This window comes from Stenotrophomonas sp. CFBP 13725 (assembly GCF_014841935.1).
Lineage (GTDB): Bacteria > Pseudomonadota > Gammaproteobacteria > Xanthomonadales > Xanthomonadaceae > Stenotrophomonas.
The window spans coordinates 1-26,307 of the sequence record NZ_JACYUV010000019.1 but is presented as its reverse complement, the minus strand read 5'-3'; the positions used below and the strand labels follow the sequence as shown (position 1 = coordinate 26,307).

The 26,307-nt window shown below is 65.8% G+C and carries 22 protein-coding genes and 1 rRNA gene; 8 read left to right on the top strand and 15 right to left on the bottom strand.

Features of this window, described 5'->3' with window-relative positions:
* Positions 1–193: 193 nt before the first annotated feature.
* Genes IFT65_RS18275 through IFT65_RS18265 form a run of 3 tightly spaced genes read left to right on the top strand, consistent with a single transcriptional unit; the run spans position 194 to position 3,844 of the window.
* Entirely contained in the window at positions 194–1,042 is an 849-nt protein-coding gene (locus IFT65_RS18275; RefSeq protein WP_249405223.1) for a YihY/virulence factor BrkB family protein, read from the top strand.
* A gap of 60 nt (positions 1,043–1,102) precedes the next feature.
* Positions 1,103–2,839 (top strand): DNA primase, encoded by a 1,737-nt coding sequence (gene dnaG / locus IFT65_RS18270; RefSeq protein ID WP_192082833.1) that lies wholly within the window; start codon positions 1,103–1,105, stop codon positions 2,837–2,839.
* 33 nt (positions 2,840–2,872) lie between these two features.
* Positions 2,873–3,844, top strand: a complete 972-nt coding sequence (locus tag IFT65_RS18265) for a bile acid:sodium symporter family protein (protein ID WP_188325851.1) — start codon at positions 2,873–2,875, stop codon at positions 3,842–3,844.
* A gap of 272 nt (positions 3,845–4,116) precedes the next feature.
* Here IFT65_RS18265 and IFT65_RS18260 read toward each other — a convergent pair whose 3' ends face one another.
* The 5 genes from IFT65_RS18260 to IFT65_RS18240 all read right to left on the bottom strand — a co-directional run bounded on the left by IFT65_RS18260 (position 4,117) and on the right by IFT65_RS18240 (position 8,627).
* A complete protein-coding gene (locus IFT65_RS18260) occupies positions 4,117–4,872 on the bottom strand; it encodes a hypothetical protein (protein WP_192082832.1) in 756 nt (251 codons plus the stop codon).
* A gap of 316 nt (positions 4,873–5,188) precedes the next feature.
* Complete coding sequence (cyoE, locus tag IFT65_RS18255; protein WP_192082831.1) at positions 5,189–6,079, bottom strand: heme o synthase; 891 nt, start codon at positions 6,077–6,079, stop codon at positions 5,189–5,191.
* Positions 6,080–6,083: 4 nt separating this feature from the next.
* A complete protein-coding gene (locus IFT65_RS18250; RefSeq protein WP_192082830.1) occupies positions 6,084–7,247 on the bottom strand; it encodes a COX15/CtaA family protein in 1,164 nt (387 codons plus the stop codon).
* A 10-nt stretch (positions 7,248–7,257) separates the two neighbouring features.
* The gene (locus IFT65_RS18245) at positions 7,258–7,833 is read right to left on the bottom strand and encodes a hypothetical protein (RefSeq protein ID WP_192082829.1); all 576 of its coding nucleotides are present in this window, start codon (positions 7,831–7,833) and stop codon (positions 7,258–7,260) included.
* 80 nt (positions 7,834–7,913) lie between these two features.
* Complete coding sequence (locus IFT65_RS18240) at positions 7,914–8,627, bottom strand: SURF1 family protein (RefSeq protein ID WP_192082828.1); 714 nt, start codon at positions 8,625–8,627, stop codon at positions 7,914–7,916.
* 57 nt (positions 8,628–8,684) lie between these two features.
* Between IFT65_RS18240 and IFT65_RS18235 the strand changes: the two genes are divergently transcribed.
* Positions 8,685–8,903 carry a twin transmembrane helix small protein gene (locus tag IFT65_RS18235; protein ID WP_188325844.1) on the top strand — a complete coding sequence of 73 codons (219 nt, stop codon included), beginning with the start codon at positions 8,685–8,687 and terminating at the stop codon, positions 8,901–8,903.
* A 17-nt stretch (positions 8,904–8,920) separates the two neighbouring features.
* Here IFT65_RS18235 and IFT65_RS18230 read toward each other — a convergent pair whose 3' ends face one another.
* The 5 genes from IFT65_RS18230 to coxB form a co-directional block, all read right to left on the bottom strand.
* Positions 8,921–9,796, bottom strand: coding sequence for a cytochrome c oxidase subunit 3 (locus IFT65_RS18230; protein WP_192082827.1), 876 nt, complete (start codon positions 9,794–9,796; stop codon positions 8,921–8,923).
* 23 nt (positions 9,797–9,819) lie between these two features.
* Entirely contained in the window at positions 9,820–10,416 is a 597-nt protein-coding gene (locus IFT65_RS18225) for a cytochrome c oxidase assembly protein (protein WP_188325842.1), read from the bottom strand.
* Positions 10,413–10,544: a hypothetical protein gene (locus IFT65_RS18890; RefSeq protein ID WP_274602829.1), complete on the bottom strand. Its 132-nt coding sequence runs from the start codon at positions 10,542–10,544 to the stop codon at positions 10,413–10,415. The genes IFT65_RS18225 and IFT65_RS18890 overlap by 4 nt, the downstream gene beginning before the upstream one ends.
* An 8-nt stretch (positions 10,545–10,552) precedes the next feature.
* Positions 10,553–12,163 (bottom strand): cytochrome c oxidase subunit I, encoded by a 1,611-nt coding sequence (gene ctaD, locus IFT65_RS18220; protein WP_192082826.1) that lies wholly within the window; start codon positions 12,161–12,163, stop codon positions 10,553–10,555.
* Positions 12,164–12,224: 61 nt separating this feature from the next.
* On the bottom strand, positions 12,225–13,196 hold the full coding sequence (gene coxB / locus IFT65_RS18215) for a cytochrome c oxidase subunit II (RefSeq protein WP_192082825.1): 972 nt from the start codon (positions 13,194–13,196) through the stop codon (positions 12,225–12,227).
* A gap of 423 nt (positions 13,197–13,619) precedes the next feature.
* Between coxB and putA the strand changes: the two genes are divergently transcribed.
* Entirely contained in the window at positions 13,620–16,841 is a 3,222-nt protein-coding gene (gene putA, locus IFT65_RS18210; protein ID WP_192082824.1) for a bifunctional proline dehydrogenase/L-glutamate gamma-semialdehyde dehydrogenase PutA, read from the top strand.
* Positions 16,842–17,271: 430 nt separating this feature from the next.
* Here the strand turns inward: putA and pnuC are convergent, their stop codons facing one another.
* The gene (gene pnuC, locus IFT65_RS18205) at positions 17,272–17,850 is read right to left on the bottom strand and encodes a nicotinamide riboside transporter PnuC (protein ID WP_192082823.1); all 579 of its coding nucleotides are present in this window, start codon (positions 17,848–17,850) and stop codon (positions 17,272–17,274) included.
* A gap of 86 nt (positions 17,851–17,936) precedes the next feature.
* Complete coding sequence (locus tag IFT65_RS18200; RefSeq protein ID WP_192082822.1) at positions 17,937–19,280, bottom strand: outer membrane protein transport protein; 1,344 nt, start codon at positions 19,278–19,280, stop codon at positions 17,937–17,939.
* A gap of 223 nt (positions 19,281–19,503) precedes the next feature.
* On the opposite strand from IFT65_RS18200, the gene IFT65_RS18195 reads away from it, so the two are divergent.
* Positions 19,504–20,196, top strand: a complete 693-nt coding sequence (locus tag IFT65_RS18195; protein ID WP_188325836.1) for a rhomboid family intramembrane serine protease — start codon at positions 19,504–19,506, stop codon at positions 20,194–20,196.
* Between the two features lie 104 nt (positions 20,197–20,300).
* Here IFT65_RS18195 and IFT65_RS18190 read toward each other — a convergent pair whose 3' ends face one another.
* Together IFT65_RS18190 and IFT65_RS18185 are read right to left on the bottom strand one after the other, a co-directional pair.
* Positions 20,301–21,770, bottom strand: coding sequence for a S41 family peptidase (locus IFT65_RS18190; RefSeq protein ID WP_192082821.1), 1,470 nt, complete (start codon positions 21,768–21,770; stop codon positions 20,301–20,303).
* Between the two features lie 128 nt (positions 21,771–21,898).
* Positions 21,899–23,206, bottom strand: a complete 1,308-nt coding sequence (locus IFT65_RS18185; protein WP_192082841.1) for a peptidoglycan DD-metalloendopeptidase family protein — start codon at positions 23,204–23,206, stop codon at positions 21,899–21,901.
* A 100-nt stretch (positions 23,207–23,306) separates the two neighbouring features.
* Between IFT65_RS18185 and IFT65_RS18180 the strand changes: the two genes are divergently transcribed.
* Together IFT65_RS18180 and IFT65_RS18175 are read left to right on the top strand one after the other, a co-directional pair.
* Entirely contained in the window at positions 23,307–23,969 is a 663-nt protein-coding gene (locus tag IFT65_RS18180) for a hypothetical protein (RefSeq protein ID WP_192082820.1), read from the top strand.
* Positions 23,970–24,024: 55 nt separating this feature from the next.
* Positions 24,025–25,752 (top strand): M28 family metallopeptidase, encoded by a 1,728-nt coding sequence (locus tag IFT65_RS18175; RefSeq protein ID WP_192082819.1) that lies wholly within the window; start codon positions 24,025–24,027, stop codon positions 25,750–25,752.
* Positions 25,753–25,986: 234 nt separating this feature from the next.
* On the opposite strand, the gene rrf is transcribed toward IFT65_RS18175, so the two are convergent.
* Positions 25,987–26,101: ribosomal RNA gene (gene rrf, locus IFT65_RS18170) — 5S ribosomal RNA — on the bottom strand.
* Positions 26,102–26,307 lie beyond the last annotated feature (206 nt).

Sequence of the window (26,307 nt, the reverse complement as noted above, 5' to 3'; positions counted from 1 at the left end):
TCAAGGGAAAGCCGCCGAGCAGGGCTCGGCGCTAGCTTCGCTTCACGCTTCACCCTTTCTTCGACCTGCGGCTGGTAAAACAGCCCGCATGTCCGATCCGACCCACACCCCCGCCGCCACCGCCGCCACCGCGCACAGTCCTGTGCCCGCGCCGCTGCGCAAATATGTCGACCGGCTGCAGCGCAGCTTCCCGATGGCGGTGATCAACCGCTTCATCGAAGTCGACGTGCTGAGCCAGGCAGCCGCAGTCTCGTTCTATGCCTTGCTGTCGATGGCCCCGCTGCTGGTGCTGCTGCTGTGGCTGACCGCATCGCTGTATCCGCCCGCACAGCAGGCGCTGGTTGATCAGATCGCAACGGCGGCCGGCAGCAGCGTGGCGACGGTCGCCGAGACCGTGCTGAAGAACGCCGACAACCAGCCCAACATCGGATCGCTGGCCGGCATCTGGAGCACGTTGTTGTTGTTCATCGGTGCCACCGCGGTCTTCGCGCAGTTGCAGAACGCGCTGAACCTGATCTTCCGCACCAGTGGCGAGCGCCTGGATGGCTTGGCGGCGTGGCTGCGCAAGCGTGTTTTCTCCTTCGGCGTGGTGCTGGCGCTGGGTTTCCTGCTGGTCGTCTCCATGACCGCCACCACGATGCTGCAGGTGGCGTTCGCGCAGCTGCCCTCGCTGCTGCCGGCACTGGGTTACCTCAGCACCCTGTTGCTGTACACCGTGGCCTTCGCCTTCATGTACCACTACCTGCCCGACCGGCGCGTGGCGTGGCGACAGGCTTTCATCGGCGGCGCCATCACCTCGGCGCTGTTCGCCTTGGGTCGCTACGGCATCGGCGTATACATCGCCCAGGTTGCGCCGGGCAGTGCGTATGGATCAATGGGCGCGCTGGTGATCTCGCTGGTCTGGATCTACTACGCGATGGTGGTGTTCTTCGTGGGTGCGGTGATGACCTCGGTGATCGACGAGCGCCTGCGCGCGCGTACCCATCTCGTCGCCGCCGGCATCACACCGCCAGAGCCGGGCGAGACCGTCGCCAACAGGTAAACTAGGGGCCTGATCTTTCTGCCCCGCGCGGCCGCCCTGGCCGTGCACCTGCTGGTGGCCATGGCCCGCATCCCCGACGCGTTCATCGACGACCTGCTTGCCCGCTCCGACATCGTCGAAGTGGTGGGCAGTCGCGTTCCCCTGAAGCGCCAAGGCAAGGAATACGCGGCACGCTGCCCGTTCCATGACGAACGCTCGGCCTCGTTCACGGTGTCCCCGACCAAGCAGTTCTATCACTGCTTCGGCTGCGGCGCGCATGGCACGGCGATCAGCTTCCTGATGAATTACGACCGCCTCGAGTTCCTCGACGCGGTGGACGAACTGGCCAAGCGGGTCGGCATGGAAGTGCCGCGCAACGAGAACCCGCGCAGCGCGCAGCAACAGGATGAGGGGCGCGAACTGTATTCGGCCCTGGACGCTGCCGCGCGCTTCTTCCAGAAGAATCTGGAAGACAGCGAGAAGGCACGCAGCTATCTGGACGGCCGTGGCGTCGACGAAGAGAACCGCGCGCGCTTCCAGATCGGTTATGCGCCGGATGGCTACAGCGGGCTGCGCGATGCACTGGGCAAGGACGAGCGGCGGATGAAGCTGCTGGACCGCGCCGGTCTGTTCTCCAAGAACGACCGCGGCCATGTCTACGACAAGTTCCGCGACCGGGTGATGTTCCCGATCTTCGACCGCCGTGGCAGGGTGATCGCCTTTGGTGGCCGTGTCTTCGAAAAAGACGATGGCCCGAAGTACCTCAACTCGCCGGAGACCGCGCTGTTCCACAAGGGGCGCGAGCTGTACGGGTTGTGGCAGGTGCGCCAGGCCAACCAGAAGATCGAGCGGTTGATCGTGGTCGAGGGCTATATGGACGTGGTCTCGCTGTTCCAGTTCGGCGTCACCCAAGCGGTGGCGACGCTGGGCACGGCGACCACGCCGGACCACGCCGAGCTGCTGTTCCGCAACGCGCCGGATGTGTTCTTCTGCTTCGATGGCGATGCCGCTGGACGCCGCGCGGGCTGGAAGGCGCTGGAATCGGTGTTGCCGCGCATGAAAGATGGCCGACAGGCGTTTTTCCTGTTCCTGCCCGACGGCGAAGACCCGGACACCATCGTGCGCAAGGAAGGCGCCGAGGCCTTCGATGCACGCCTGAAGGCGGCCACGCCGCTGTCGCAGTTCTTCTTCGACGAGCTGTCGCGCGAGATCAACCTGGGCACGCTGGACGGCAAGGCGCGCCTGGCTGAGCGGGCCAAGCCGATGCTGGCGCAGATCCCCGATGGCGCCTTCGGTGACCTGATGAAGCAGCAGCTGTCGGTGGTGACGGGGCTGGGTGCCAATGCGGCCCAGCGCGCGGTGCCGCAGCCGCGACTGGCTGGCCGTCCGATCGCCCCGGTGGCCAAACGCAGCCTGGTGCGCGCCGCGATCGCGATCCTGCTGCAGCAGCCCTCGCTGGCGATGTCCCTCGGCGGTCGCCACCATTTCCATGGCCTGCGCCTGCCCGGCGTGGAGCTCCTGCTGGAGTTGCTGTCGCTGGTCGAACAGCGTCCGGACATCAGCACCGGCGCCTTGCTGGAACACTTCGACGGCCGCGAGGAGCAGGCATCGCTGCATACGCTGGCCGCGCAGAGCATGGCGGGCGATGAAACCCTGTGGACCGAAGAACTGCACGACGCGGTAGGTCAGCTGGAGAAGCAGCTGTTGTTCCAGCGCATCGAAGACCTTAACGCCAAGCAGCGACAACACGGCTTGGACGATACTGACAAATTCGAAATGCGCGAGCTGCTCAAGGCCCGCGCCAGCCTGCGCATCTGATCGCGTGGGCACCCGCCAAGGAGCCTGCCCGACATGACACGCTGGTGGTCGCGACTGCGACCGGACAACTTCACCCTCGCCCTGCTCGGCACCGTACTGCTGGCCTCACTGCTGCCGATGACCGGGGCCGCGGCGATGGTCCTGGATGATGTCACCAATGTAGCGATCGGCCTGCTGTTCTTCCTGCACGGCGCGCGACTGCCGCGCGAAGCGGTGATCGGCGGCCTGCTGCACTGGCGGCTGCACCTGCTGATCCTGGCGTGCACGTTCGTACTGTTCCCGTTGATCGGGCTGCTGTTCCATCCGCTGTCCGGGTGGCTGCTGACGCCGGAGCTGTACTTGGGCGTGTTGTTCCTGTGCACCCTGCCCTCCACCGTGCAGTCGTCGATCGCGTTCACTTCGATGGCGCGCGGCAACGTCCCGGCAGCCGTGTGCAGCGCGTCGCTGTCGTCCATCCTTGGCGTGTTCCTGACGCCCCTGCTGCTGACCGCACTGGCCGGTACGCAGGGCGGCATCCACAATCCGCTGGAAGCTATTGGCGGCATCATGCTGCAGTTGCTGGTGCCGTTCGTGGCCGGCCATCTGCTGCGACCGTGGATCGCCGGCTGGGTGGAACGCCAGCGGGCGCTGCTGCGCTACACCGACCAGGCCACCATCCTGCTGGTGGTGTATTCCGCCTTCGGTGCGGCGGTGACCGAGGGCCTGTGGTCGAAGACCCCGCTGCTTTCACTGTTCACCGTGGCCGTGGTGGCAGCGGTGATCCTGGGCATCGCGATGCCGCTGATCACCTTCATCGCGCGCCGCCTGAAATTCAGTCGCGAAGACGAGATCGCGATCGTGTTCTGCGGCTCGAAGAAAAGCCTAGCCACCGGCATCCCGATCGCCAAGGTGCTGTTTGCCGGCGGCAGCCTCGGCGCGATCGTGCTGCCGGTGATGATCTACCACCAGATCCAGTTGATCGTGTGCGGCATCATCGCCCAGCGCTACGCCAGAGAAACCCGATAACCCGGTAGCGCCGAGCCATGCTCGGCGGCTGTCTGCACGGACGGTCTGACACTTTCCGCCGAGCGTGGCTCGGCGCTACCAGGGCCGAAGCATCATCGCCCAGCGCTACGCCAAAAAAGCCCGATAACCCGGTAGCGCCGAGCCATGCTCGGCGGCTGTTTGCATGAAGGTTCTGACACTTTCGCCGAGCATGGCTCGGCGCTACCAAAGCTGGAGCAACATCATTCCAGTAGCATCTGGAAACACAAGGCGCTGCTACGCCCAACGCTGACCTAGCCCTCAATGCCCTCGGCGATGCGCTTCAATAGCGCGGCGCCCTGCACGATAGCGTCACCGTGGTCGGTCACCAAGGTCAGACTGAAGAACTTTGCGTCCGTTGCCCAGATGAGCGTTGCCATGCCACCTCCGTTCACGCCACGCCTCGTGCTCGCCGCCGCCGGGTACGAATTGACCCGGGTGTTGAGAGCTTCCTCGAACTGGATGATCTGCCCATTCCTTTGTCGATAGTCTTCCTCATTGAGTTCGATGAAGCTTGTCCCATCCAGCAGAAAGCTCCGACTCAACCCGGTCGCATTGATTCCAATGCGTGTTCCCGCCCATGAGGTATCGAGCAGTTTCGCTTTTGCGAGCGGGGTACCGCTGACATCTGCCGGCGGCAGCGCAAGCCGCTGGCGAAGTACCTCGTCAGGAAAGACCTTCCGGGGCAGTTGAGACAACAACAAGGCGACAGCAGGAATGGGGCGTGCAGCGGCGCTGACATCGTCGCCGCGCTGTCGAGCTATCCGCGCACGGAGAAGGGCTTTGACTTCAGCGGGTGCGTTGAGCGCTTCGATGGCTGTCGTTACCAGAGGGTCGCCCCCGGGCCTCAGGTCAGGAGTGAGATCGTGGTTCGCGGTGGTCGCCCAGTTCATGGTGATCTCGGTCAGCCATGCGCTGAGCGCCTCCTGTGAACCCTCGGGTCCTTCTGCTTGCGCAAGGCTGCTTTGGAAGAGGGCGAGCAATAGCAAGTAGAGCAGCAGCGTTCTCATGTCACCACCGTGTTGAGACACAAGCGGCAAGCATTACTGCGGGTCGGGCCTTTTTGAACGCGTAGTGTTTCAAACGGCGACCTCCGTTACATGCTGCACAACGGGATGCGCTAAGTACAGGCAACTCGTTCGGAGTTCACCGACAGGCGGCGGGAGGGCGACCAAGTTCAAAGCGTCATGGACACCGACACGCTCCGCTCGGGATTGACTGAAGGGACGCCTGACACATTCCGCCGAGCATGGCTCGGCGCTACCAGAACAGGCTTCCGGTAGTGACGGCCGCTGGCCGTCAGCGCACCCCGCCGGGATCAGCGCGTTACAGCCAGGGCAGTATCCAGTGGTCCACCAGCAGGAACGCGAACAGCGCCATCAGGTAGACCACCGACCAGTTGAACATCTTCATCGAGAACAGTTCGTCCGGCGGGTTCTGCATGCGCCAGGCGTACCAGAGGAACACGGCGTTGAGCACGATCGCGCCGCCCAGGTAGAACGGACCGCTCATGCCAACCACGTACGGCAGCACGCAGATGAGGGCGAGCACGATCGAGTACGCCAGGATCTGCTTGCGGGTGTGCACCACGCCGTGGGTGACCGGCAGCATCGGGATCTTCGCCTTGGCGTAGTCTTCGCGGCGGAAGATCGCCAGCGCCCAGAAATGCGGCGGCGTCCAGATGAAGATGATCAGCACCAGCAGCGCGGAGTACCACCAGTCGGCGGAGGTCTGCATGCCGGTCACGGCGGCCCAGCCGAGCATCGGCGGCATCGCGCCGGCCAATCCACCGATGACGATGTTCTGCGAGGTCGCACGCTTCAGGTACACGGTGTAGATCACCGCGTAGCCGATCAGCGAGGCGAAGGTGAGGATCGCGGTGATGACATTCACCCACACCACCAGGATGGTCATCGACAGCACGATCAGCGCACCGGCGAAGGCGAGCACCTGCCACGGCTTGACCTTGCCGACCACCAGCGGGCGCCATGACGTACGCGCCATCTGTGCGTCGATCTTGGCATCCAGCAGTTGGTTGATGGCCGCCGCTGCCGACGCCGCCAACCAGATGCCGAAGAAGCCCAGGGCACCGAGGCGGACCTGCTCCCAGCTGGGCACACCGGGGATGGCGAGCACCATGCCGACCAGCGCGGTGAATACGATGAGGGCGACGACCTTCGGCTTGGTCAGGTCCCAGTACTGACGATAATTGGCCATGGCGTCAGTCCGGTGCCCGCAGTCGGGCCAGCAGGCTGACCATCACGAACAACAGCACCACGGCACCGCCGTTGTGCAGCACGGCCACCGGCAACGGCAGCGCCATCTTGACGTTGGCGATGCCCAGGCTGATCTGCGCGACCAGTGCCACGATCAACGCCACGGCCCAGCCGCGCATGCTCGGCGTGCGGAACAAGCGGATGCCCAGCCACACCAGGTAGAGCGCCACCACGATGGCGAACATGCGGTGGCCCATCTGGATGGCGATGCGCGATGCTCCGTCGAGGATGCCGCCTTCGTAATCCACGCCGATGCCACGCCACAGGGTGAAGCCTTCGGCGAAGTTCTGCTGTGGCCACCACTGGTTGGCACAGCGCGGGAAATTGTCCAGCGACAGGCTGCCACCGCCGCAGGCGAGCGCGGCGTAGTTCGCACTGACCCAGCCGCCCAGTGCAATCTGCGCGGTCAACACGGCGATGCCGATGCGCAGCAGCCATTTCAGCTTCGGCGCTTCGGCCAGGGTGATGGGCAGGTGGGTGGCGCGCCACGCCATCCAGGCCAGCATCGCGAACATCAGCATGCCACCCAGCAGGTGGCCCATCACCACGATCGGCTTGAGCAGCCAGGTGACCGTCCACATGCCGAGCAGCGCCTGGAAGATGACCACCGCCAGGGTCAGCACCGCCGCGCGCGCCAGGTCGCTGTTGCTCCAGCGGAACGCGGCGATCAGCAGGATCACCTCACCGGTGAGGGCCAGGACGCTGGCCGTTGCATGCCAGCCGGTCATGTACAGCGGTATGCCCGCCGCCACCAGTGCGCAGGCGGTCACGACCGCCGTGCTGCCGAGGCGACGGCGACGCGTGGCCAGCAGGGCCAGGGTAAGGATCTCGATGCCCAGCGCGCCGGCGAGGAAGCGATGTACCTGCTCGCGCCAGGCTTTGTGCGTCTCCAGCGGACGGATCTCCGCGGCCGGGTGTCCGATGGTTTCTTCCACGTGCTGCGGCCACGTGGCCTGGCCGTAGCAGGTCGGCCAGTCCGGGCAGCTCAGTCCGGCATCGGACAGGCGCACGAAGGCACCGAACAGGATGGTGCTCGCGGTCATGATCATCGCGAACCACGCCAGGCGGTGGAAATTGCGGTGCAGCGCCGGACGCGTGGAAAGACTCATCTAACGGGACTCACTTCAGTTTCAGCAACGTGGACAGGTCCTTGCGCAGGCCACCGAGGTCGGTGCCGGGCGCATGGCGCAGGATCACGAAGCCGTTCGGGTCGACGACATAGACCGGCACGCCGGACGGGTCATCGACACCGGGCAAAGCAGCGCGCAGTGCCGGCGAGGGAGCCAGCGCGCGCAATGCGGGGGTTCCAGCGAGGGGCGCCGGCGGCGTTCCCAGCCAGAGGATGTCGACATTATCGGCGTTATGGCCGAACAGCTGCCACACCTTGGCCAGTCCCTGCGACAAAGTGACGCACTGTTCGGCGCAGGTGGCAGGCGGCGCGACGAGGATGCGCCAGATCTTTTTCTCGCCCTTCCACGGATACAGGGCGCCGCTGGCCAACTGCGGTGGCTGCCCGCGCAGGTCCACCGGCGGCTGCAGCAGCTGGCCCACGTTTTTATGGGCGGCAGGCTGCCAGCCCGTGAAGCGCAGCACGCCGGCCAATGCCATGGCGCCGAAGAACACGGCGAACAGCAGCAGCAACGTGCGGCGACCGTGGCCGCGCGCGGTTTCCTGCGGTGACGAAGCAGCGTTCATGGGCGGTATTTTCTCATGTCGGGAGGGGGTGTGCCGGTGCGTGTGGCGTCGCCGCAGCGCTCGCCGAGCATGGCTCGGCGCTACCGGGGAAAACGGCGGCGGCGCCATTCCAGAACCAGCGCCACCAGCAGCACGGTCAGCGCCAGGGCGAACCACTGCACGGCGTAGCCCAGATGGCGCTGCGGCGGCAGGGTATTGGGCAGCAGGTCGAGGTCGCGCTCGTCGCCGAAGGGCAGCGCCGGATCCAGCCGCAGCACGCGCGCAGGCAGCGTCGGCAGGCCCAGCACCGGTGCCAGCGCATCGGTCTGCAGGCGACTGGCCAGCCAGCGCTGTGGACCCGCCGCGTTGAATACCGGCCCCAAGGGCAGTCCCGGTGCTGGCGCAGGGGCCAGCAATCCACGCACAGCGACCGGCGACGGCGGCGATGGCACCTCGGGCAGGGCGCGGTCTGCAGGCAGCGGCCGCCAGCCGAGGTCGACCAGCACCACGGCTCCCCGCTCGCTGCGGAACGGGCGATACAGCTTCACCCCGGCACGACCATGGCGCATCTGGTTGTCCAGCAGCACCAGACCGGGCAGGAAGCGTCCGTCATCGATGACCCCGTGCACGACACCCGACGCCGCCAGTGCGCGGTCCAGCGGCATCGGGGGCTGCGCGGAGGCGTCCACCTGCGCATCCAGCAGGTGCTGCTTTTCGTGCATGCGCTGCAACTGCCAGCGACCCAGCAGGCAGAAAACCACCATCGCCCCCACCGCCAGTGCCCACCCCAGCGGCCGTGTGTGCCGACGCGTCATGACAAACGACCGGAAACGCGGTCAGATAGGGCCATCCGCCCCGCCATCGAGCTGCGCATGAACGATTCGCTGAAGACCCTGCTGGTGATCGCGTTCCTCATCGTCATCGTCTGGAACCTGGGCGCGGGCCTGTACTACCTGCTGGTGGATCGGGGGCAGACCAAGCGCACCGTCAACGCCCTGACCCGTCGCATCGCGGTATCGGTGGCGCTGATCCTGCTGGTGGTCATCGGCATCCTGGGCGGCTGGATCCAGCCGCACGGCGTTGGCCGCTGAGTGCATCGACGCTGCGGTCAAAGCACGTAGACGAACAGGAACAGCATCAGCCACACGACGTCGACGAAGTGCCAGTACCACGCGGCGGCTTCAAAGCCGAAATGATTGTCGCGGGTGAAGTGCCCCTTCGCTGCGCGCAGCCACATCACCGCCAGCATGATCGTGCCGAGCAGCACGTGCGCCCCGTGGAAGCCGGTCAGCATGAAGAACGTGGAGCCGTAGATGCCCGACCCCATCGTGAGGTTGAGCTCGGTGTACGCGTGGATGTACTCCTCTGCCTGCAGGGTCAGGAACACCAGCCCCAGCACCACGGTAATGCCCAGCCAGGTCAGCAGCTGGCGGCGATGGCCGGCCTTCAGTGCGTGGTGGGCGATGGTCAGGGTGACGCCGGAGGTCAGCAGGATCAGCGTGTTGATCAGCGGCAGGCCCCACGCCGGAATGGTCTGGAACTGCCCACCGATCGCCGCCGGCCCGTTGGTAGGCCAGCCCGCCGAGTAGCCCTGCCACAGCAATTCGTTGGTCATCACCCCATCGCCCTCGCCGCCCAGCCATGGCAGGCCCAGCGCGCGGGTATAGAACAGCGCGCCGAAGAAGGCACCGAAGAACATGACTTCGGAGAAGATGAACCACACCATCCCCATCCGGAACGAGCCATCCACCTGCACGTTGTAGCGGCCGGCCTGCGATTCGCGCACCACGTCGCTGAACCACCAGAACAAGGTGAGCACCAGCATCGCCAGGCCTGCGAAGAAGGTCCAGCGGCCCCACGTGGCATCGTTGAGCCAGCTGGCGACGCCGACCATGGTCACCATCATCGCGATGGACCCTATGAACGGCCAGCGGCTATGGGTGGGGACGTAGTACACGTTGGCGTCGGAGGGAAGCTGGGCCATGGTCGGTGTCCGGTTCGTTGCGCTCAGGGCGCGGCGTGCGCGGTGGCCGGCACGGTCGCCGGTGCCAGGCGCGCGGAGAGCGCGTCGTTCTTGTAGAAGGTATAGGACAGAGTGATGGTGCGGATTTCCGGCGGCAGGTCGGGATCGACGATGAAGCGCACCGGCATGTCGCGTTTCTCACCGGCCTGCAGGGTCTGTGCGGTGAAGCAGAAGCACTCGGTCTTGCTGAAATATCCCGATGCGCGTGCCGGTGCGACAGAGGGCACCGCACTGCCGACGATGGCGATACTGCTTTCGTTGCGGGCGAAATACAGCGCTTCGTTGAGCTCGCCGGGCACCACGTCCATGGTCAGTTGTTCGGGATGGAAGGCCCACGGCAACTGCGAGTTCACCCCGCCGTCGAATTCCACGCGCACGGTGCGCTTGCCGCCCGCCGCGCCCAGGCTGGCCTGCGCCCCCGGGCCGCGTTCCAGGCGCACGCCAAAGACCTTTTCGCAGGCGATGCGATACAGCGGCACCAGCGAAAACGTCAGCAGGAACACGGCTACCGCCACGCCGATCAGGCGCGGCAGGCCGGCATGCCGGGACGGTGCGGGCGCCGTGTCATGCGGGGTGTTCATCGCCCGATCACTCCGCTGAGGATGAAGCCGGCGTACACCAGCACCGCGATCGCGCCCACCCACAGCGCGGTGCGGCGTGCGCGCCCGCGCTGCAGGGCCATGGCGGTGGACGTGTCGGTGTCATTCATCACGCACCTCAGTGACTGATGTCGTCATGGGCCAGGTCACCCGGGCGGATGACCGGTGGCGTGGTGAAGGTATGCGCCGGCGCCGGTGACGGCACCGTCCACTCCAGTCCGCGCGCGCCTTCCCAGCTGCGTGCGGCGGCCTTTTCACCATGGCGCAGTGACCACAGCAGGATGGCCGCCATCATGAAGGGGGTGACGAACATGCCGAAGGCACCGATGGAACTGATCAGGTTCCAGTCGGCGAAGGCCACGCTGTAATCGGGGATGCGCCGTGGCATGCCGGCCAGGCCGAGGAAGTGCTGCGGGAAGAACAGCAGGTTGACGAAGATGATGGACCACCAGAAGTGCACGCGGGCCCACCTTTCGCTGTACATGCGCCCGGTCCACTTCGGCCACCAGTAGTACACCGCAGCGATCAGCCCGAACACCGCGCCGGTGACCAGGACGTAATGGAAATGCGCGACCACGAAGTAGGTGTCGTGGTACTGGAAATCGGCCGCCACGATGGCCAGCATCAGGCCGGAGAAACCGCCGATGGTGAACAGGATGACGAAGGCCACCGACCACAGCATCGGGGCTTCGAAGGTCAACGAACCGCGCCACATCGTACTGACCCAGTTGAACACCTTCACCCCGGTGGGAATGGAGATCAGCATGGTTGCGAACATGAAGTAGATCTCACCGCCCAACGGCATGCCCACGGTGAACATGTGGTGGGCCCAGACGATGAAGGACAGGAACGCGATGGCGGCGGTCGCGTAGACCATCGCCTGGTAGCCGAACAGCGGCTTGCGGCTGAAGGTGGGAATGATCTCGCTGACCACGCCGAAGGCGGGCAGGATCATGATGTACACCTCCGGATGACCGAAGAACCAGAAGATGTGCTGGAACATCACCGGGTCGCCGCCGCCGGCCGCATTGAAGAAGCTGGTGCCGAAGAACTTGTCGGTCAGCAGCATGGTCACCGCACCGGCCAGCACGGGCATCACCGCGATCAGCAGGAAGGCGGTGATCAGCCAGGCCCAGCAGAAGATCGGCATCTTCAGCAGATCGATGCCGGGTGCGCGCATGTTCAGCACGGTGGCGATGATGTTGATCGCGCCCATGATGGAACTGATACCGGCTACGTGGATGGCGAACACGGTGAACGCCACGTTGTAGCCGCCCTGCAGCGACAGCGGCGGGTACAGCGTCCAGCCACCGGCCGGTGCGCCACCGGGCAGGAACAGGGTGACCAGCAGCAGGCTGAAGGCCACCGGCAACAGCCAGAACGACCAGTTGTTCATGCGCGGCAGCGCCATGTCCGGTGCACCGATCTGCAACGGGATCATCCAGTTGGCCAGGCCGACGAAGGCCGGCATCACCCCGCCGAAGATCATCACCAGCGCGTGCATGGTGGTCATCTGGTTGAAGAATTCCGGCTTGACGAACTGCAGGCCGGGTTGCGCCAGTTCGGTGCGGATGACCACGCTCATCGCCGCGCCGATGATGAACATGACGAAGCTGAAAAGCAGGTACAGCGTGCCGATGTCCTTGTGGTTGGTGCTGAAGAACCAACGTGCGAAGAACCCCTGCGTAGGGCCGTGGTGGTCGTCGTGCCCAACTGCCGAGTGCGCCATTGCAAAACACCTCTCAGATCGATTTGTCACGGTGGCCGCGGTGCGGCCACGGGCGGTTGGGTCAGGCGTCGGTGGTGGGCGCCGGGGCCGGTGCGGAAGCGGGCTCGGCCGGGGTCACCGGTTGCCGTGGCGCGCTGCCGTCGCCCGCCGGGGTCGTGGTCTCCGGTGACGTCGGCGTGGCGGGCGCAGCGGGAGCCGCGGCAGGCGCCGGCTTCTTCTGGGCCAGCCAGCGCTTGAATTCGTCCTTGGACACGGCCTCCACCACGATCGGCATGAAGCCGTGGTCCTTGCCGCACAGTTCGGCGCACTGGCCGCGGTATACGCCGGGGGTGTCGATGCTGGTCCAGGCTTCGTTGATGAAGCCCGGGATCGCATCCTGTTTCCAGCCCAGCGCCGGTACCCACCAGGCATGGATCACGTCGTCGGACGTGATGACGAAGCGCACCTTGGTATCCACCGGCAGCACCAGCCGGTTGTCCACATCGAGCAGGTAGTGCGGGTTGCTCTCGCGGGTGGGCACCTTGCCACTCTGGCGCATGCGGTCGGATTCGCGATCCAGGCGGCTGGTGAAGTCCACCCCTTCGCCCAGGTATTCATAGCGCCACATCCACTGGTAGCCCGTGACCTTGACGGTCATCTCGGCATCGCGGGTGTCGTACATCTTGATCAGGTTGGCCGTCGCCGGCCACGCCATCACCACCAGGATGATCACCGGGATCACCGTCCAGATGACCTCGGCCTTCGTGTTGTGGCTGAAGGTCGCGGCGACCGCGCCCTTGGATTTGCGGAACTTGAAGATGGCGTAGGCCATCGCACCGAAGACGATCACGCCGATGACCGTGACCACGATCAGCGACAGCATGTTCGACTCCCACGCCAGGCGCGAGGTCTGGGTGACCCCCCGGCCCATGTTCAACTGCCACGGCTTCGGATCGGCGGACTGGGCCCAGCCGAGAGCAGGAACACCTGCGCCTGCCGCCAACGCGGCCAATCCGGAAACGCACCTGCCGCCCCACGCGCTGCTTTGCTTCATTGCCTAGACCCTTGACGTCATCGGTGACCGCCATCGCTGGCGGAGAGCAAGCTTTCAAACTGGCTGCCGGGGCATCGAACGTCCGTGGGGGGGGACGCCCGCGCCGTTGCGTATTCAGATCCCCTGCGGCGCACCGTGCGCCCTGATCCTGTCGCAACCGCGTTGTTGCCGCGGGATACGTCTGGATGGTAGCCCTGCCCTCTCGACACTTACAAGGTCCATTCACGGTTTTTAGCATGCTGCAGCACAGCAATACGCCGTCGGCCGATTTGCCGATTTCGGCACACTTTTGCTCCGACTCGCGGAGATAGCTGAATCCTTTACGGGGCGGGACTATCAGGAATACCTCAATGGTCCGTAAGGGGGCTATCCGGCGAGCGAAAAATGATTAAAATCGCCAAGTTTTCCACTGGCCGGACCGGCATGAACGCACCCACTCTTTCGCCCGCTGCCCCCGGCCTCGTGCCGCAGGCCGACGCGCTGCTGTCGCCGGAACTGCCGGCCTCCCCCTCCCCGTTCCGCCAGGCAATCACCGACGCCTGGCTGAAAGACGAAACCGCGCACGTCACCGAACTGCTGGCCCAGGCCCGCCTGCCGGCCGACGAACAGGCCCAAGTGCAGGCGCTTGCCGCCGACCTGGTCGCCCGTGTGCGGGTGCGTGCCAAGGACCAGGGCGCCATTGAAGCCTTCATGCGCCAGTACGACCTGGGCAGCGAGGAGGGCGTGCTGCTGATGTGCGTGGCCGAAGCGCTGCTGCGCATTCCCGACCAGGCCACCGCCGACAAGCTGATCCGCGACAAGCTGGCCGATGCGGACTGGAAAAAGCACATGGGCGGCAGTGATTCCGTGCTGGTCAACGCCTCGACCTGGGGCCTGATGCTGACCGGCCGCCTGGTGCAGATCAACGATGCGACCCGCGCCGATGTCCCGGGCGCCTTCCAGCGTCTGATGGGCCGCGTGGGCGAGCCGGTGATCCGCCTCGCGGTGCGCCAGGCGATGAAGATCATGGGCCACCAGTTCGTCATGGGCCGCACCATCGGCGAAGCGCTGGACCGTTCGCACAAGGGCGACAACGCCAGCTACCGCTACTCGTTCGACATGCTGGGCGAGGGCGCGCTGACCATGAAGGATGCGCTGCGTTACCTGGAAGACTACCGCCGCGCGATCCATGCCATCGGCGGCGACCACAAGGCTCGCGGTGGCCGTCCGGATGGCGATGTCAACAACGCCCCGGGCATTTCAATCAAGCTGTCCGCGCTGTACCCGCGCTATGAACATGCCAAGCGCGAACGCGTGCTGCACGATCTGGTGCCCGGCGTGCTGGAGCTGGCGCAGCTGGCGAAAAGCTACGGCATCGGCTGCACCGTCGACGCCGAGGAAGCGGACCGCCTGGAACTGTCGCTGGACATCATCGACCGCGTGTTCTCCGACGCCTCGCTGGCCGGCTGGGATGGCTTCGGCGTCGTGGTGCAGGCGTACCAGAAGCGCACCCCGTACACGATCGATTTCCTCGCCGACATGGCCCGCCGCAACGGTCGCCGTCTGCAGGTTCGCCTGGTCAAGGGCGCGTACTGGGATGCCGAGATCAAGCGCGCGCAGATCGAAGGCTACCCGGGCTACCCGGTGTTCACCCGCAAGCAGAACACCGACGTGTCCTACCTGGCATGCGCCAAGCGCCTGTTCGGCCATGCCGATGCGATCTATCCGATGTTCGCGACCCACAACGCGCACACCATCGCGGCGATCCGCACCCTCGCCAAGGGCGGCGTGTACGAGCACCAGAAGCTGCACGGCATGGGCGACGATCTGTATGCCGAAGTGGTGCCGGCCGATCGTCTGGGCCTGCCGTGCCGCGTGTACGCGCCGGTCGGTTCGCACGAAGACCTGCTGCCGTACCTGGTGCGCCGCCTGTTGGAAAACGGCGCCAATTCCAGCTTCGTCAACCGCATCACCGATGACCGCGTCGCGATCGCCGAGCTGGTACGCGACCCGGTGGAGATGGTGGCTTCGTTCGCGTCCATTCCACACCCCAAGATCCCGCTGCCGGTTGACCTGCTGCGCAGCCAGAACCACGACAGGAACAATTCCATGGGCATCAATCTGGCCAACGACAACGCGCTGCGCGACCTTGCCGAGCAACTCAACGGCGCCGTCAAGGCATGGCACGCCACCCCGCTGGTGCCGGGTGCGACGCTGACCGGTGCGACGCTGCCGGTGACCAACCCGGCCGACAACCGCCAGGTGATCGGCCAGTGGCAGGCGGCCGACGATGTGACCGTGCAGAAGGCGTTGACCAACGCAGTGGCGGCGCAGCCGGCTTGGAACCGCACGCCGGCCGCCAGCCGCGCGGCGATCCTGGAACATGCCGCGGACCAGCTGGAAGCCCGCATCGCCGAGTTCATGGCGCTGTGCGTGAAGGAAGCCGGCAAGAGCCTGCCCGATGGTGTGGCCGAAGTGCGCGAAGCGGTCGACTTCCTGCGCTACTACGCCAAGCAGGCGCGCGAACAGTTCGGCCATGCCGAGAAGCTGCCCAGCCCGACCGGTGAATCGAACGAACTGCAGCTGCATGGCCGCGGCGTGTTCGTCTGCATCAGTCCGTGGAACTTCCCGCTAGCGATCTTCCTCGGCCAGGTGGCCGCTGCGTTGGCGGCGGGCAACAGCGTGATCGCCAAGCCGGCTGAGCAGACCAACCTGATCGGCTACTACGCGGTGAAGCTGATGCTGGACGCGGGCGTGCCGGAAGGCGTGCTGCAGTTCCTGCCCGGTGATGGCGCCACCGTGGGTGCGGCACTGACCGCCGATCCGCGCGTGGCCGGCGTGGCCTTCACCGGGTCCACCGATACCGCACGCGCGATCAACCGCGCGATGGCCGCGCGTGATGCCGCGATCGGCGTGCTGATTGCCGAAACCGGCGGCCAGAACGCGTTCATTGCGGATTCGTCGGCGCTGCCGGAACAACTGGTCAAGGATGCCATCGGTTCGGCGTTCACCTCGGCAGGGCAGCGTTGCTCGGCCGCGCGCGTGCTGTTCGTGCAGGACGACATCGCCGACAAGGTGATGACCATGCTGGCCGGCGCGATGAAGGAACTGAAGATCGGCGACCCGGGCCTGCTGTCCACCGACGTGGGCCCGGTGATCGATGCGGACGCGTTGAAGATCCTGCACGACCATGCCGCACGCATGGACACCGAAGCGCGCCTGATCGCCGCGGCAACCCTGACCGACGAAGCCGCACATGGCAGCTTCTTCGCCCCGCGCGCGTATGAACTGAAGGACCTGGGGCAGCTGCACAAGGAGATCTTCGGACCCGTGCTGCACGTGATCCGCTGGAAGGGTGATCAGCTGCAATCGGTGATCGACCAGATCAACGCTACCGGCTATGGCCTGACGCTGGGCGTGCATTCGCGCATCGATGAGACCGTGGACCGCATCACCACCGGCATCCAGGTGGGCAACGTGTACGTCAACCGCAACCAGATCGGTGCCGTGGTCGGTGTGCAGCCGTTCGGTGGCCAGGGCCTGTCCGGCACCGGCCCGAAGGCGGGCGGCCCGCACTACCTGCTGCGCTTTGCAACGGAAAAGACGGTGACGGTGAACACCACCGCCGCCGGTGGCAACGCCTCGCTGCTGACGCTGGGCGACTGATTTTTCCTGCTGTGCCGCGGGTGTGGGTTTTCTGTGGGTGGGTAGAGCGGGATGGGCTCCTGCGGCTGCCAGCAGGTGGGGATGGTAGCGCCGACCCATGGTCGGCGAGCGCAGCGGGCCGTTGGCGGAAACAGTCCGCCGAGCATGGCTCGGCGCTACCACAGGCATTGTTGACCCGTCGGGTGGAGAGAGCCCCCGATCCCTTTTCATTTCCCCCCGTCCAACCCGATGTTTGTCCATGGCCACCATGGACTTGTCGAAGGTGGGGCGGGGTGGGTTGGCGGGGGTGTTGAGCGCCATGGATGGCGCGAAACAAGGCCCGCATGGACGCAGTTTTTGCCGTCCCCCGCCAATCCACCCCGCCCCGCCAACCCACGAGCCTGCACCGCTTCTGACGTTGACGTTGCCTGCGCTTCTGACCGTACGCGCGTCAGCGCGCAACGCACATCGCCCGCCGCCAGTGCCGCAGTGCGACCAGCGCGTTGATCCAATACCCCACATACAGCAGCGCAGTCAGCTGCAGGCCACCGCTGTAGTACAGCGGAACCGCCAGGGTGTTCACCAGCAGCCACACCCACCAGCACTCCAGCTTGCGCCGCATCATCAGCAACTGACCGACCATGCTCAGCAGCAGGATCGCCGCGTCCACGTAGGGCGCGTGGCCGTCTGTATGGCGCACCAGCATCGCGCCGTAGCCCCACGTGCCCACCACCACCAGCAACGCCAGCCACGGCCATGCAGCGACCTTCAGGCGGGTGATGCGCAGCGGCGCGCCGCGGTCACCGCGCAGCCACTGCCACCAGCCCAGCGCGCCCACGGCGATGAAAAAACCCTGCAGCGCCACCTGACCGTACAACCGCGCCTGCAGGAACACGAGGGCGAACAACACCCCGGCGATGATGCTGATCCACCAACCATGCACGCTGTTGCGCCCGGCCAGCAGGATCGATGCGGCAGCGGCGATGTTGGCGGCGATTTCAAGCTGGAACGCGGGGTCTGAAAAGTCCATGGCCCAGTCTAGTGGCATCGCGGAAACGAAAAAGCCCCGCTTGCGCGGGGCTCCTTCGTTCTGCGCTCACGCGTTGCGGCGTGAAATCAGAACTTGTACTGCATCGAAGCGGCCAGCACGTCGCCACGGACCTTGTACTTGCCGGTCAGCGAGTTGCCCTGGTTGTTGGTGGTCGGCGACACGAACACGTTCGGATCGCTGGTCAACAGGTGGGTGTAGCCGAAGTTGTACTCGACGTTTTCCGACGGGTTCCAGCCCAGGCCGACCGACAGCCACTTGCGGCTGGTATCCGGCACGCGGACATCGCGGTGCGCGTCGGTGGTCGGGGTCTGGTCCAGTGCCACACCACCGCGCAGGGTGATGGTATCGCTGAGCTTGAAGTCGGTACCCAGCGACACGAAGGTGGTGTCGCGGTAGCCGAAGTCCAACACCGAATCCGGCTGCGCCGACGCGTAGTCAATGGTCACCTGATCGAACGCGGTGGACCACGCGGTACGGGTGACGTCACCCATCACGGTCCAGCGATCGTTGATGTTGTGGGTCACGCTCAGCGTGGCCGACGCCGGCAGGGTCACCGTCGCCCGGCCGCTGGTGTCGGTGAAACGACCCGGCTGGGCCACGGCCAGCACGGCCGCTGCATTGGACGGCACGTCGAAGGTGGCGTCGCCGCCGGTGATCTTGTGCTCGACCTTGGAACGGTAGCTCAGGCCGATGTGGGTGTTCTCATCGAGGCTGAACAGACCGCCGACGGTCCAACCGACCGCGTTGTTGTCGCCTTCCACGGTCAGCTTGCCATCGGCGCTGCCCGGGGCGAAGCCCGGAACGCGGGACTGGGCCAGCGCGGTGCCGAAGTCGATGTTGTTGCTCAGCTCGATGGTCAGGTGCTCAACGAACACCGACGCGCCGAACGACACATACGGGTTGACGTCGTAGGACATCGCGAAGCCGAGGTCGATCGCCTTCAGGTCGGTCTTCAGGCCGCTGTAGCGACCCACCCAGCCTGCGTCGTAGTCGGTCTTGAAGCCGAACGGTGCGGTCAGGGAGACGCCGAAGTGGGCCTTTTCGCCGACCGGCATGTGGAAGTACGCGGCCGGGACCGGCGCGATCATGCCGGCGTCGCCGCCGTCACCACCGGTCTGCGGGGCGCCGGTCGGCTTACGGCCGGAGCCTTCGAACTCGGCCTTGAAGCTGATCGCGCTCAGGTCGCCCTGGACCACGCGGCCATCCAGCTGGCGCATGCCGGCCGGGTTGGCGGCGATGATCGAGGCATCACCCTCGGCGCTGCCCGAACCGGCGAAGGCACGGCCCAGGCCCTTGGCACTCTTTTCCGCCAGCTGGAACGCCGCAGCGTTCGCATCGGTGGCAGCCAGTACGCCGGCAATGCCGACGGCCAGCATCGAAATGCGGGCAAAAGTAGAAGCGGTTTGCATCGTTTTATCTCTCCGGAAAGCGGTTGTTTGCTCTGCATGCGCCTGCGTCCCCCTTAGGCCAAGGCCCTCCAGGACGCGCCGGATTCCCCTCCCGACATACGACGCCGTATGCGAGTATCACCCAGACGTGTTAATGAAACAATAACAGATAGGGTGCTTTTTCCACCCTGAAATCTGAATACGAGGCGCGCGATGAGGGCGCCGACGGGATACGCTTGCCGCCATGTTCCTTTCGCTCCCCTCGCGCCGGAAAGCCGCCGTCCGCTGGGCTACCCCCCTGCTGTTCGCCGCCCTCTGGATCGCGTTCCTGTGGTCGATCTCGCGCCCGCACGAGGCGCGCAGCAGTCTGTGGATGGACTGGGGCGCCCTATCGGCGGGTCTGGTGCGGCCGCTGGACTGGTGGGCCACGTTCAAGGACGGCAGCGTGCTGCGCCTGTTCACCGCGCTGTTCCTGCACGCGGACTGGTCCCACCTGCTGGGCAACCTGGTGTTCCTGCTGATCTTCGGCCTGCCTGCCGAGCGGGTGCTGGGACCGTGGCGCTTGATCCTGCTGTTCCTGTTCGGTGGGGCCTTCGCCAACCTGACCGCGGTCTACACGATGGGCACGCCGGACCAGATCATCATCGGCGCCAGCGGCGCGGTGTCGGCGTTGATCGGCACCTACCTGGCGCTGTTCCCGGGCGCGCGCCTGGGCGTGGTGATCCCGCTGGGGCTGTTCCTGGAGTTCGTGCGGGCCCCGGCGTATCTGCTGATCGGCGTGTGGGCGGTGCTGCAGGTGGTGTTCGCACACATCGGGCCGAGCTTCGGCATGGTGGCGTGGTGGGCGCACATCGCCGGCTTCGGGTTCGGGGTGTTGTACGGGGTGTACGTACGCGCGGCGATCGCGCGCAGGCTGCGCAAGCGTCAGGGATTCTGACGCGTCGCGGCTGGGGGGAGTGACGGTCGCTGGCCGTCGGGTGTGCTCTGTCCGCTGCGCTCGCCGAGCATGGCTCGGCGCTACCAGGGGCGGCGTCGCCGTGATCAGGGCTTGACCGGCGGCTCCGTGGGCTTTGCTTCCGGCTTTGCTTCCGGCTTTGCTTCCGGCTTTGCTTCCGGCTTTGCTTCCGACTTTGCTTCCGACTTTGCTTCGGGCTTTGCTTCGGCGGCTGGCTTGGGCGGGGCCTTCGCGGCTTCGGCCTTCAGCCGCGCGGCGACCGAGCCGGGCTGCTTGAGCTCGGCCAGTGCGTCGTTGATCGGGCCGTCGCCGGGCAGTACGTCGCCCGCCTGGTAGCCTTCTTCGCCTTCGGCATCGCCATGCAGGTGACCCGGCAGCGTGGCTTCACTGAAATCGGTCAGGCTGGCGGGCAGTGCCTCTTCGCCTTCCACCGGTGCGGGCTTCAGTTCCACTTCGGGCACGATGCCGGTGGCCTGGATCGACTTGCCGCTCGGCGTGAAGTAACGCGCGGTGGTCAGCTTCACTGAATCGCCATTGTCCAGCGGCAGCACGGTCTGCACCGAGCCCTTGCCGAACGTGCGGCTGCCGATCACCCGGGCCCGCTGGTTGTCGCGCAGCGCGCCCGCCAGCACTTCGGAAGCACTGGCCGAACCCGCATCCACCAGCACCATCACCGGCGCGCCCTTCAACAGGTCGCCCGGGGTGGCATCGAAACGCGCATCGCTGATGCTGATGCGGCCACGCGTGCTGACGATGTTGCCCTTCTCCAGCAAGTCATCGGCGACCTGCACCGCGGCGGTCAACAGGCCGCCAGGATTACTGCGCAGATCCAATACCAGGCCCTTCAGCTGGCCACCGGCCTGCTTGGACAACTGGCGCACGTGCTTCTGGAAATCCGCACCGGTGTCGGCCTGGAAGGTGCTCAGGCGGATGTAGCCGTAGCCCGGCTCGAGCATTCGGCTGCGCACGCTGGTGACCCGGATCGTTTCGCGCGCCAAGGTGACATCGAAGGGCTTGGGCTTGCCGTCGCGCACGATGGTCAGCACGACCTTGCTGCCGGCGACGCCACGCAGCGGTTCGCTGGCCTTGATGGCACTGATCGGCTTGCCGTCAATGGCGATGATGAGGTCGCCGGCGAGGATGCCTGCGCGGGCGGCCGGCGTGTCGTCGATCGGCGAAATGATCTTCAGGCTGCTGTTGTCCGGCTGCTGCTGCAGCTCCACCCCGATGCCTTCGTAAGCGCCATTGGCCTGCTCGTCGAAGGCTTCGGCGTCTTCCTTGCCGAAGTAGGTGCTGTGCGGGTCCAGGTCCAGCAACAGGCCACGTACCGCGTCCTGCATGAGCTTCTTGTCATCCACCGGATCCACGTACGCTGCACGTACCGCGTTGTACACCGCCACGAAACGCCGGATTTCCTCCAGCGGCACCTTCGACGTCGCGGCTTCCTCGTTGTTGGCCGCACTGGCGTCACTGGCGGGGACGGCTGCCGGTTGCTGCGCCAACGCAAGCGAAGGCAGCAGGGCCAGCAGCAGGGTGGCGGTTCGGGCTACACGCATGAAGCACTCCTGGGGGATCGGTGACGGATGCGCCGCTGGAATGCGTGCACGACCGTTGCAGCGCCCGATTATGCGTTACCCGCCGGTAAATTCCCGTTGACATGCATACCGCCGCGAACGACTACGGTTCAGCGTCGCTGCAACCAGCTGTCCGGGTTCACCGGCTGCCCACCGCGACGCAGTTCGAAGTACAGCGCCGATACGCCCTGACCGCCGGAATTGCCGACCTTGGCCAGCGCGTCGCCGCGCTTGACCGCCGCACCGGCGTCCTTCAGCAACGTGTCGTTGTGTGCGTACAGGCTCATGTAGCCATTGCCGTGATCGACGATCAGGATCATGCCGTAGCCGGTCATCCAGTCGGAAAACACGACCGTGCCATCGGCCACGGCGGTGACCGTGGTGCCGGCAGCCGCGCCGATCAGTACACCGCTGCTGGTGCGTCCGTCGGGCAGCTTGCCGCCATAGCGCGCCAGCAGATTGCCGGAGAGCGGCCAGCCCAGGCCGCCGACCTTCGGCGCGGGGGCCGAGGCCACGGCCGGCGGAACCTTGGTCGCGCGCGGTGGCGGTGCGGGGCGACCTTCGGCGACGGCACGATCGGCGGCGGCTTTTTCGGCCGCTTTTTCCGCTGCGACCCGACGGGCGGCGGCACGGCGCTCCGCCTCTGCACGCGCGGCGGCCGCACGCAGGTTCGCAAGCAGGGTTTCCAGTGCCTTGGCATCCTTGCCGAGGGCCTTCTCGCGTTCGCTGCGGTCCTTGAAGCGCTCGTCGAGCGCGGCAACCGCGCGCTCGCGATCACGGCGATCGTTGACCAACGCCGTGGCCTGCTGTTTCTGCTGCTGGCGCGTGCCCTGCAGCTCTGCCTGCCGCGCGCTGATCTGTCCCTGCAGGGTGTCCAGCTCCTTCAGGTCGGCGGTGATGTCATGGATCCGCTGGCTGCGTTCGCGCTGCAGGTACCGGTGATACGCGAGCGAGCGGTTGCCATCGGCCACGGTGTCCTGCGAGAGCAACAGCTTCAGCGGTGCATGGTTGCCCAAGCGATACGCCCCACGCAGCAAGCCGGCCAGCTCCTTGCGCTGCTGCTGCAGGCTGCCCTGCAGATCCCCACGCCGTTTCTCCAGACCGGCCAGCGCCGTGTTCTGCTCCTGCAGCGCGGCTTCGGTCTGCGCCAACGTGCGCCCGGTACGCGCCACCTTCTCGTCCATTTCGCGCAGTTGGCGGCTGGCCTGGTCGCGCTGGCTGTCCAGTTGCTGCCGCTCCTGCGCAACGCCCTTCAGTTCGGTACGCAGTTTCTGCAGCTTGCGTTCGGCCTCCCGGGTGGACTGCGCATGGGCCGGCGCCACCGGCATCAGCCCGGCAGACAGGGCCAGCAGCGCGCCACACGCCAGCAGGCAGGCGCGGGTGTTAGCGATGCGTGAGGGAAAGGCGTTGTCGCGCAAGAGCGTTCCAGTGACTTCAGGCAGATGCGGTTTCTGGTGCAGCATGGTGACATCTTTGCCGGGCGGCCTGCCAGCCGCATGTGCCACACAAGGAACCGCCATGAACGCACGATCCCTCGCCTTGCTGCTTGCCCTCGCGGCGGCTGCCACACCGGCGCTCGCGCAGGAAGACATCAGCAAGGTCAACGGCAGCATCACTGCCAGCTCCGGTCAGCGCTACGGTGATCTGGACACGGTCAACGGCAGCATCCGCGTAGACGATGGCGTGGAAACCGGCGACATCGAGACCGTGAACGGCACCATCAAGGTCGGCGAAGGAGCGCGCACCGGCGGCATCGCGACCGTCAACGGCGGCGTTCGTCTGGCCGGCGGCGTAATCGCACGCGGCAACGTCACCACCGTCAACGGAAGCATCTTCGCCGACCGCCGCAGCCGGATCGAAGGCCGCGTGGAAACCGTGAACGGTGGCATCGGCCTGGTTGAAACGCAGCTGGCGGGCGACATTGAAACCGTCAACGGGGATGTCACGGTGGGCGTCGGGTCGGTGGTCAACGGCGGCATCCAGATCAAGAAGCCGAGCTTCAGCATTTCATTCACCCCAAACCGGAAGCCCCGCGTCATCATCGGCCCGAATGCCGTGGTGAAGGGCCCGCTGCAGTTCGAGCGTGACGTGCTGTTGTACGTACATCGCAGCGCGACGACCGGTCCTGTCAGTGGCGCGACGCCGGTACCGTTCGATACCGATACCGCGCCTGAAAATTGATTCCATGCGGGGCCTGCCTGAGCGGTCCCGCCCCTACCCTGCAGGATCCTAGATGATGCCCCGCAACCTACTGCTCTGCCTTGCCATCACCGCGGCATTGACCGCCTGCAAGGGCGACGACACCGCGCCCGCCGCAGCGGCGCCGGCCGCGCCCACTGCGACCACCGCCCCGGCTGCCAGCACCCACACGTTCTCGCCGGAGATCAATGCGGCCGACTTCGCCGAACTGGTCAAGACGCTTTCTTCCGACGCGTTCGAAGGACGTGCCCCCGGCAGCAAGGGCGAAGAACTCACGGTCAACTACATCCGTGACCAGATGCAGCGCATCGGCCTGCAGCCCGGCAACGGCGACAGCTGGTTCCAGGACGTGGCGATGACCGAGACCACGGCCGACGAATCGACCTCGTTGAAGATCGACCAGGCCGGCAAGTCCAGCGAGCTGAAGTTCGGTACCGACATGGTGGTGGGTACCCGCACCGGTCAGACCGAGGTCAAGGTCGACGGCAGTGACATCGTCTTCGTCGGCTATGGCGTGGATGCGCCGGAGCAGGAATGGAACGACTACGCCGGCCAGGACTGGAAAGGCAAGACGGTGGTGATGTTCGTCAACGATCCCGGGTTCCATGTGGACGATGCCAAGCTGTTCGACGGCAAGCGCATGACCTACTACGGTCGCTGGACCTACAAGTTCGAAGAAGCCGCCCGCAAGGGTGCGGCTGCCGCCCTGATCGTGCATGACACGGCCGGCGCGTCATATGGCTGGGACGTGGTGAAGAATTCCTGGGCGGGTCCGCAGTACGACCTGCCGGCCAAGGACGATCCGGACGCGCGCCTGCCGGTCCAGGGCTGGCTGAGTGCGGACGCGGCGAAGGCCTTGTTCGCCGGTGCCGGCCTGGATCTGGCGCAAGCCTACAAGGATGCCAACAAGCGTGGCTTCAAGCCGGTGCCGCTGAAGGCCAAGCTGTCGGTGGACCTGAAGAGCACGACCGCGGAGAAGACCTCGCGCAACGTGGTGGGGGTGTTGCCGGGCAGCAGCCGCGCCGACGAAGCGGTGCTGTACATGGCGCATTGGGATCACCTGGGCAAGCATGAAGGCGAGGCCGACGACAACATCTACAACGGCGCGGTGGACAACGCGACCGGCGTGGCCGGCATCCTGGAAGTCGCCGACGCGATGATGCATCAGGACCCGAAGCCGGCGCGTTCGGCGGTGTTCCTGGCCGTGACGCTGGAAGAGTCCGGCCTGCTCGGCTCGAAGTACTACGTGGCCCACCCGACGTTCCCGCTGGACAAGATTGCCGGTGTGATCAACATCGATGCGATGTCGGTGGCCGGCCGCGCGAAGGACATGACCGTGACCGGCTTCGGCAGCTCGGAGCTGGAAGACATCCTGAAGCCGCTGGCTGCCGCGCAGGGCCGTACGCTGCATGGCGAGAGCGCGGTGCAGAGCGGTTTCTACTTCCGTTCGGATCATTTCAACTTCGCCAAGGCCGGCGTGCCTGCGTTGTATGCCGACGGGGGCGAAGACCTGCGCGAGGGCGGTGTCGAGGCCGGCCGCAAGGTGGCCGAGGACTACGGGCGCAACCGCTACCACGGCCCGAAGGATGAGTTCGATCCGGCGACGTGGAAGCTGGACGGCACCGTGGAAGACCTGCAGTTGCTGCATGGTGTCGGCAAGGAGCTTGCTGCGGGCGACCGCTGGCCGAACTGGTACGAGGGCAACCCGTTCAAGGCGGCCCGCGACGAGATGATGAAGGGCAAGCCGGCGGCCGCTGCCAAGTAACGCCTCGCGTGATGCACAGAAGAAGCGGCGGCCTGCAGGCCGCCGCTTTTTTTGTGCCTGCATGACCGGGAACTCACCATCATCCGGGCCAGATCCCTCGCGCAGACACCTCCTGGTAGCGCCGAGCCACGCTCGGCGAGCGCAGCGGCAGGCGGTTGACGGCCAGCGGCCGTCCCTACCGCGCCGCGCATAAAAAAACCCCGCTGCGTGAGCAGCGGGGTTTTCGGTTTTAAACCCTGGCGATGACCTACTCTCGCATGGCTTGAGCCACACTACCATCGGCGCAGCTACGTTTCACTTCCGAGTTCGGGATGGGATCGGGTGGTTCCATAGCGCTAATTTCACCAGGGAGACGGTTGGAGCGTCGCGTTGCGGCGTGCCCTTGCGGGGGACGCGCATAAGCGCAGCTCACGTTCTTGCCCTTGGGCGGCAGGTACGAAAAAGCATGTACCTACATAAAAAGAAAACCCCGTTGCGTGAGCAACGGGGTTTTCGGGGTATAAACCCTGGCGATGACCTACTCTCGCATGGCTTGAGCCACACTACCATCGGCGC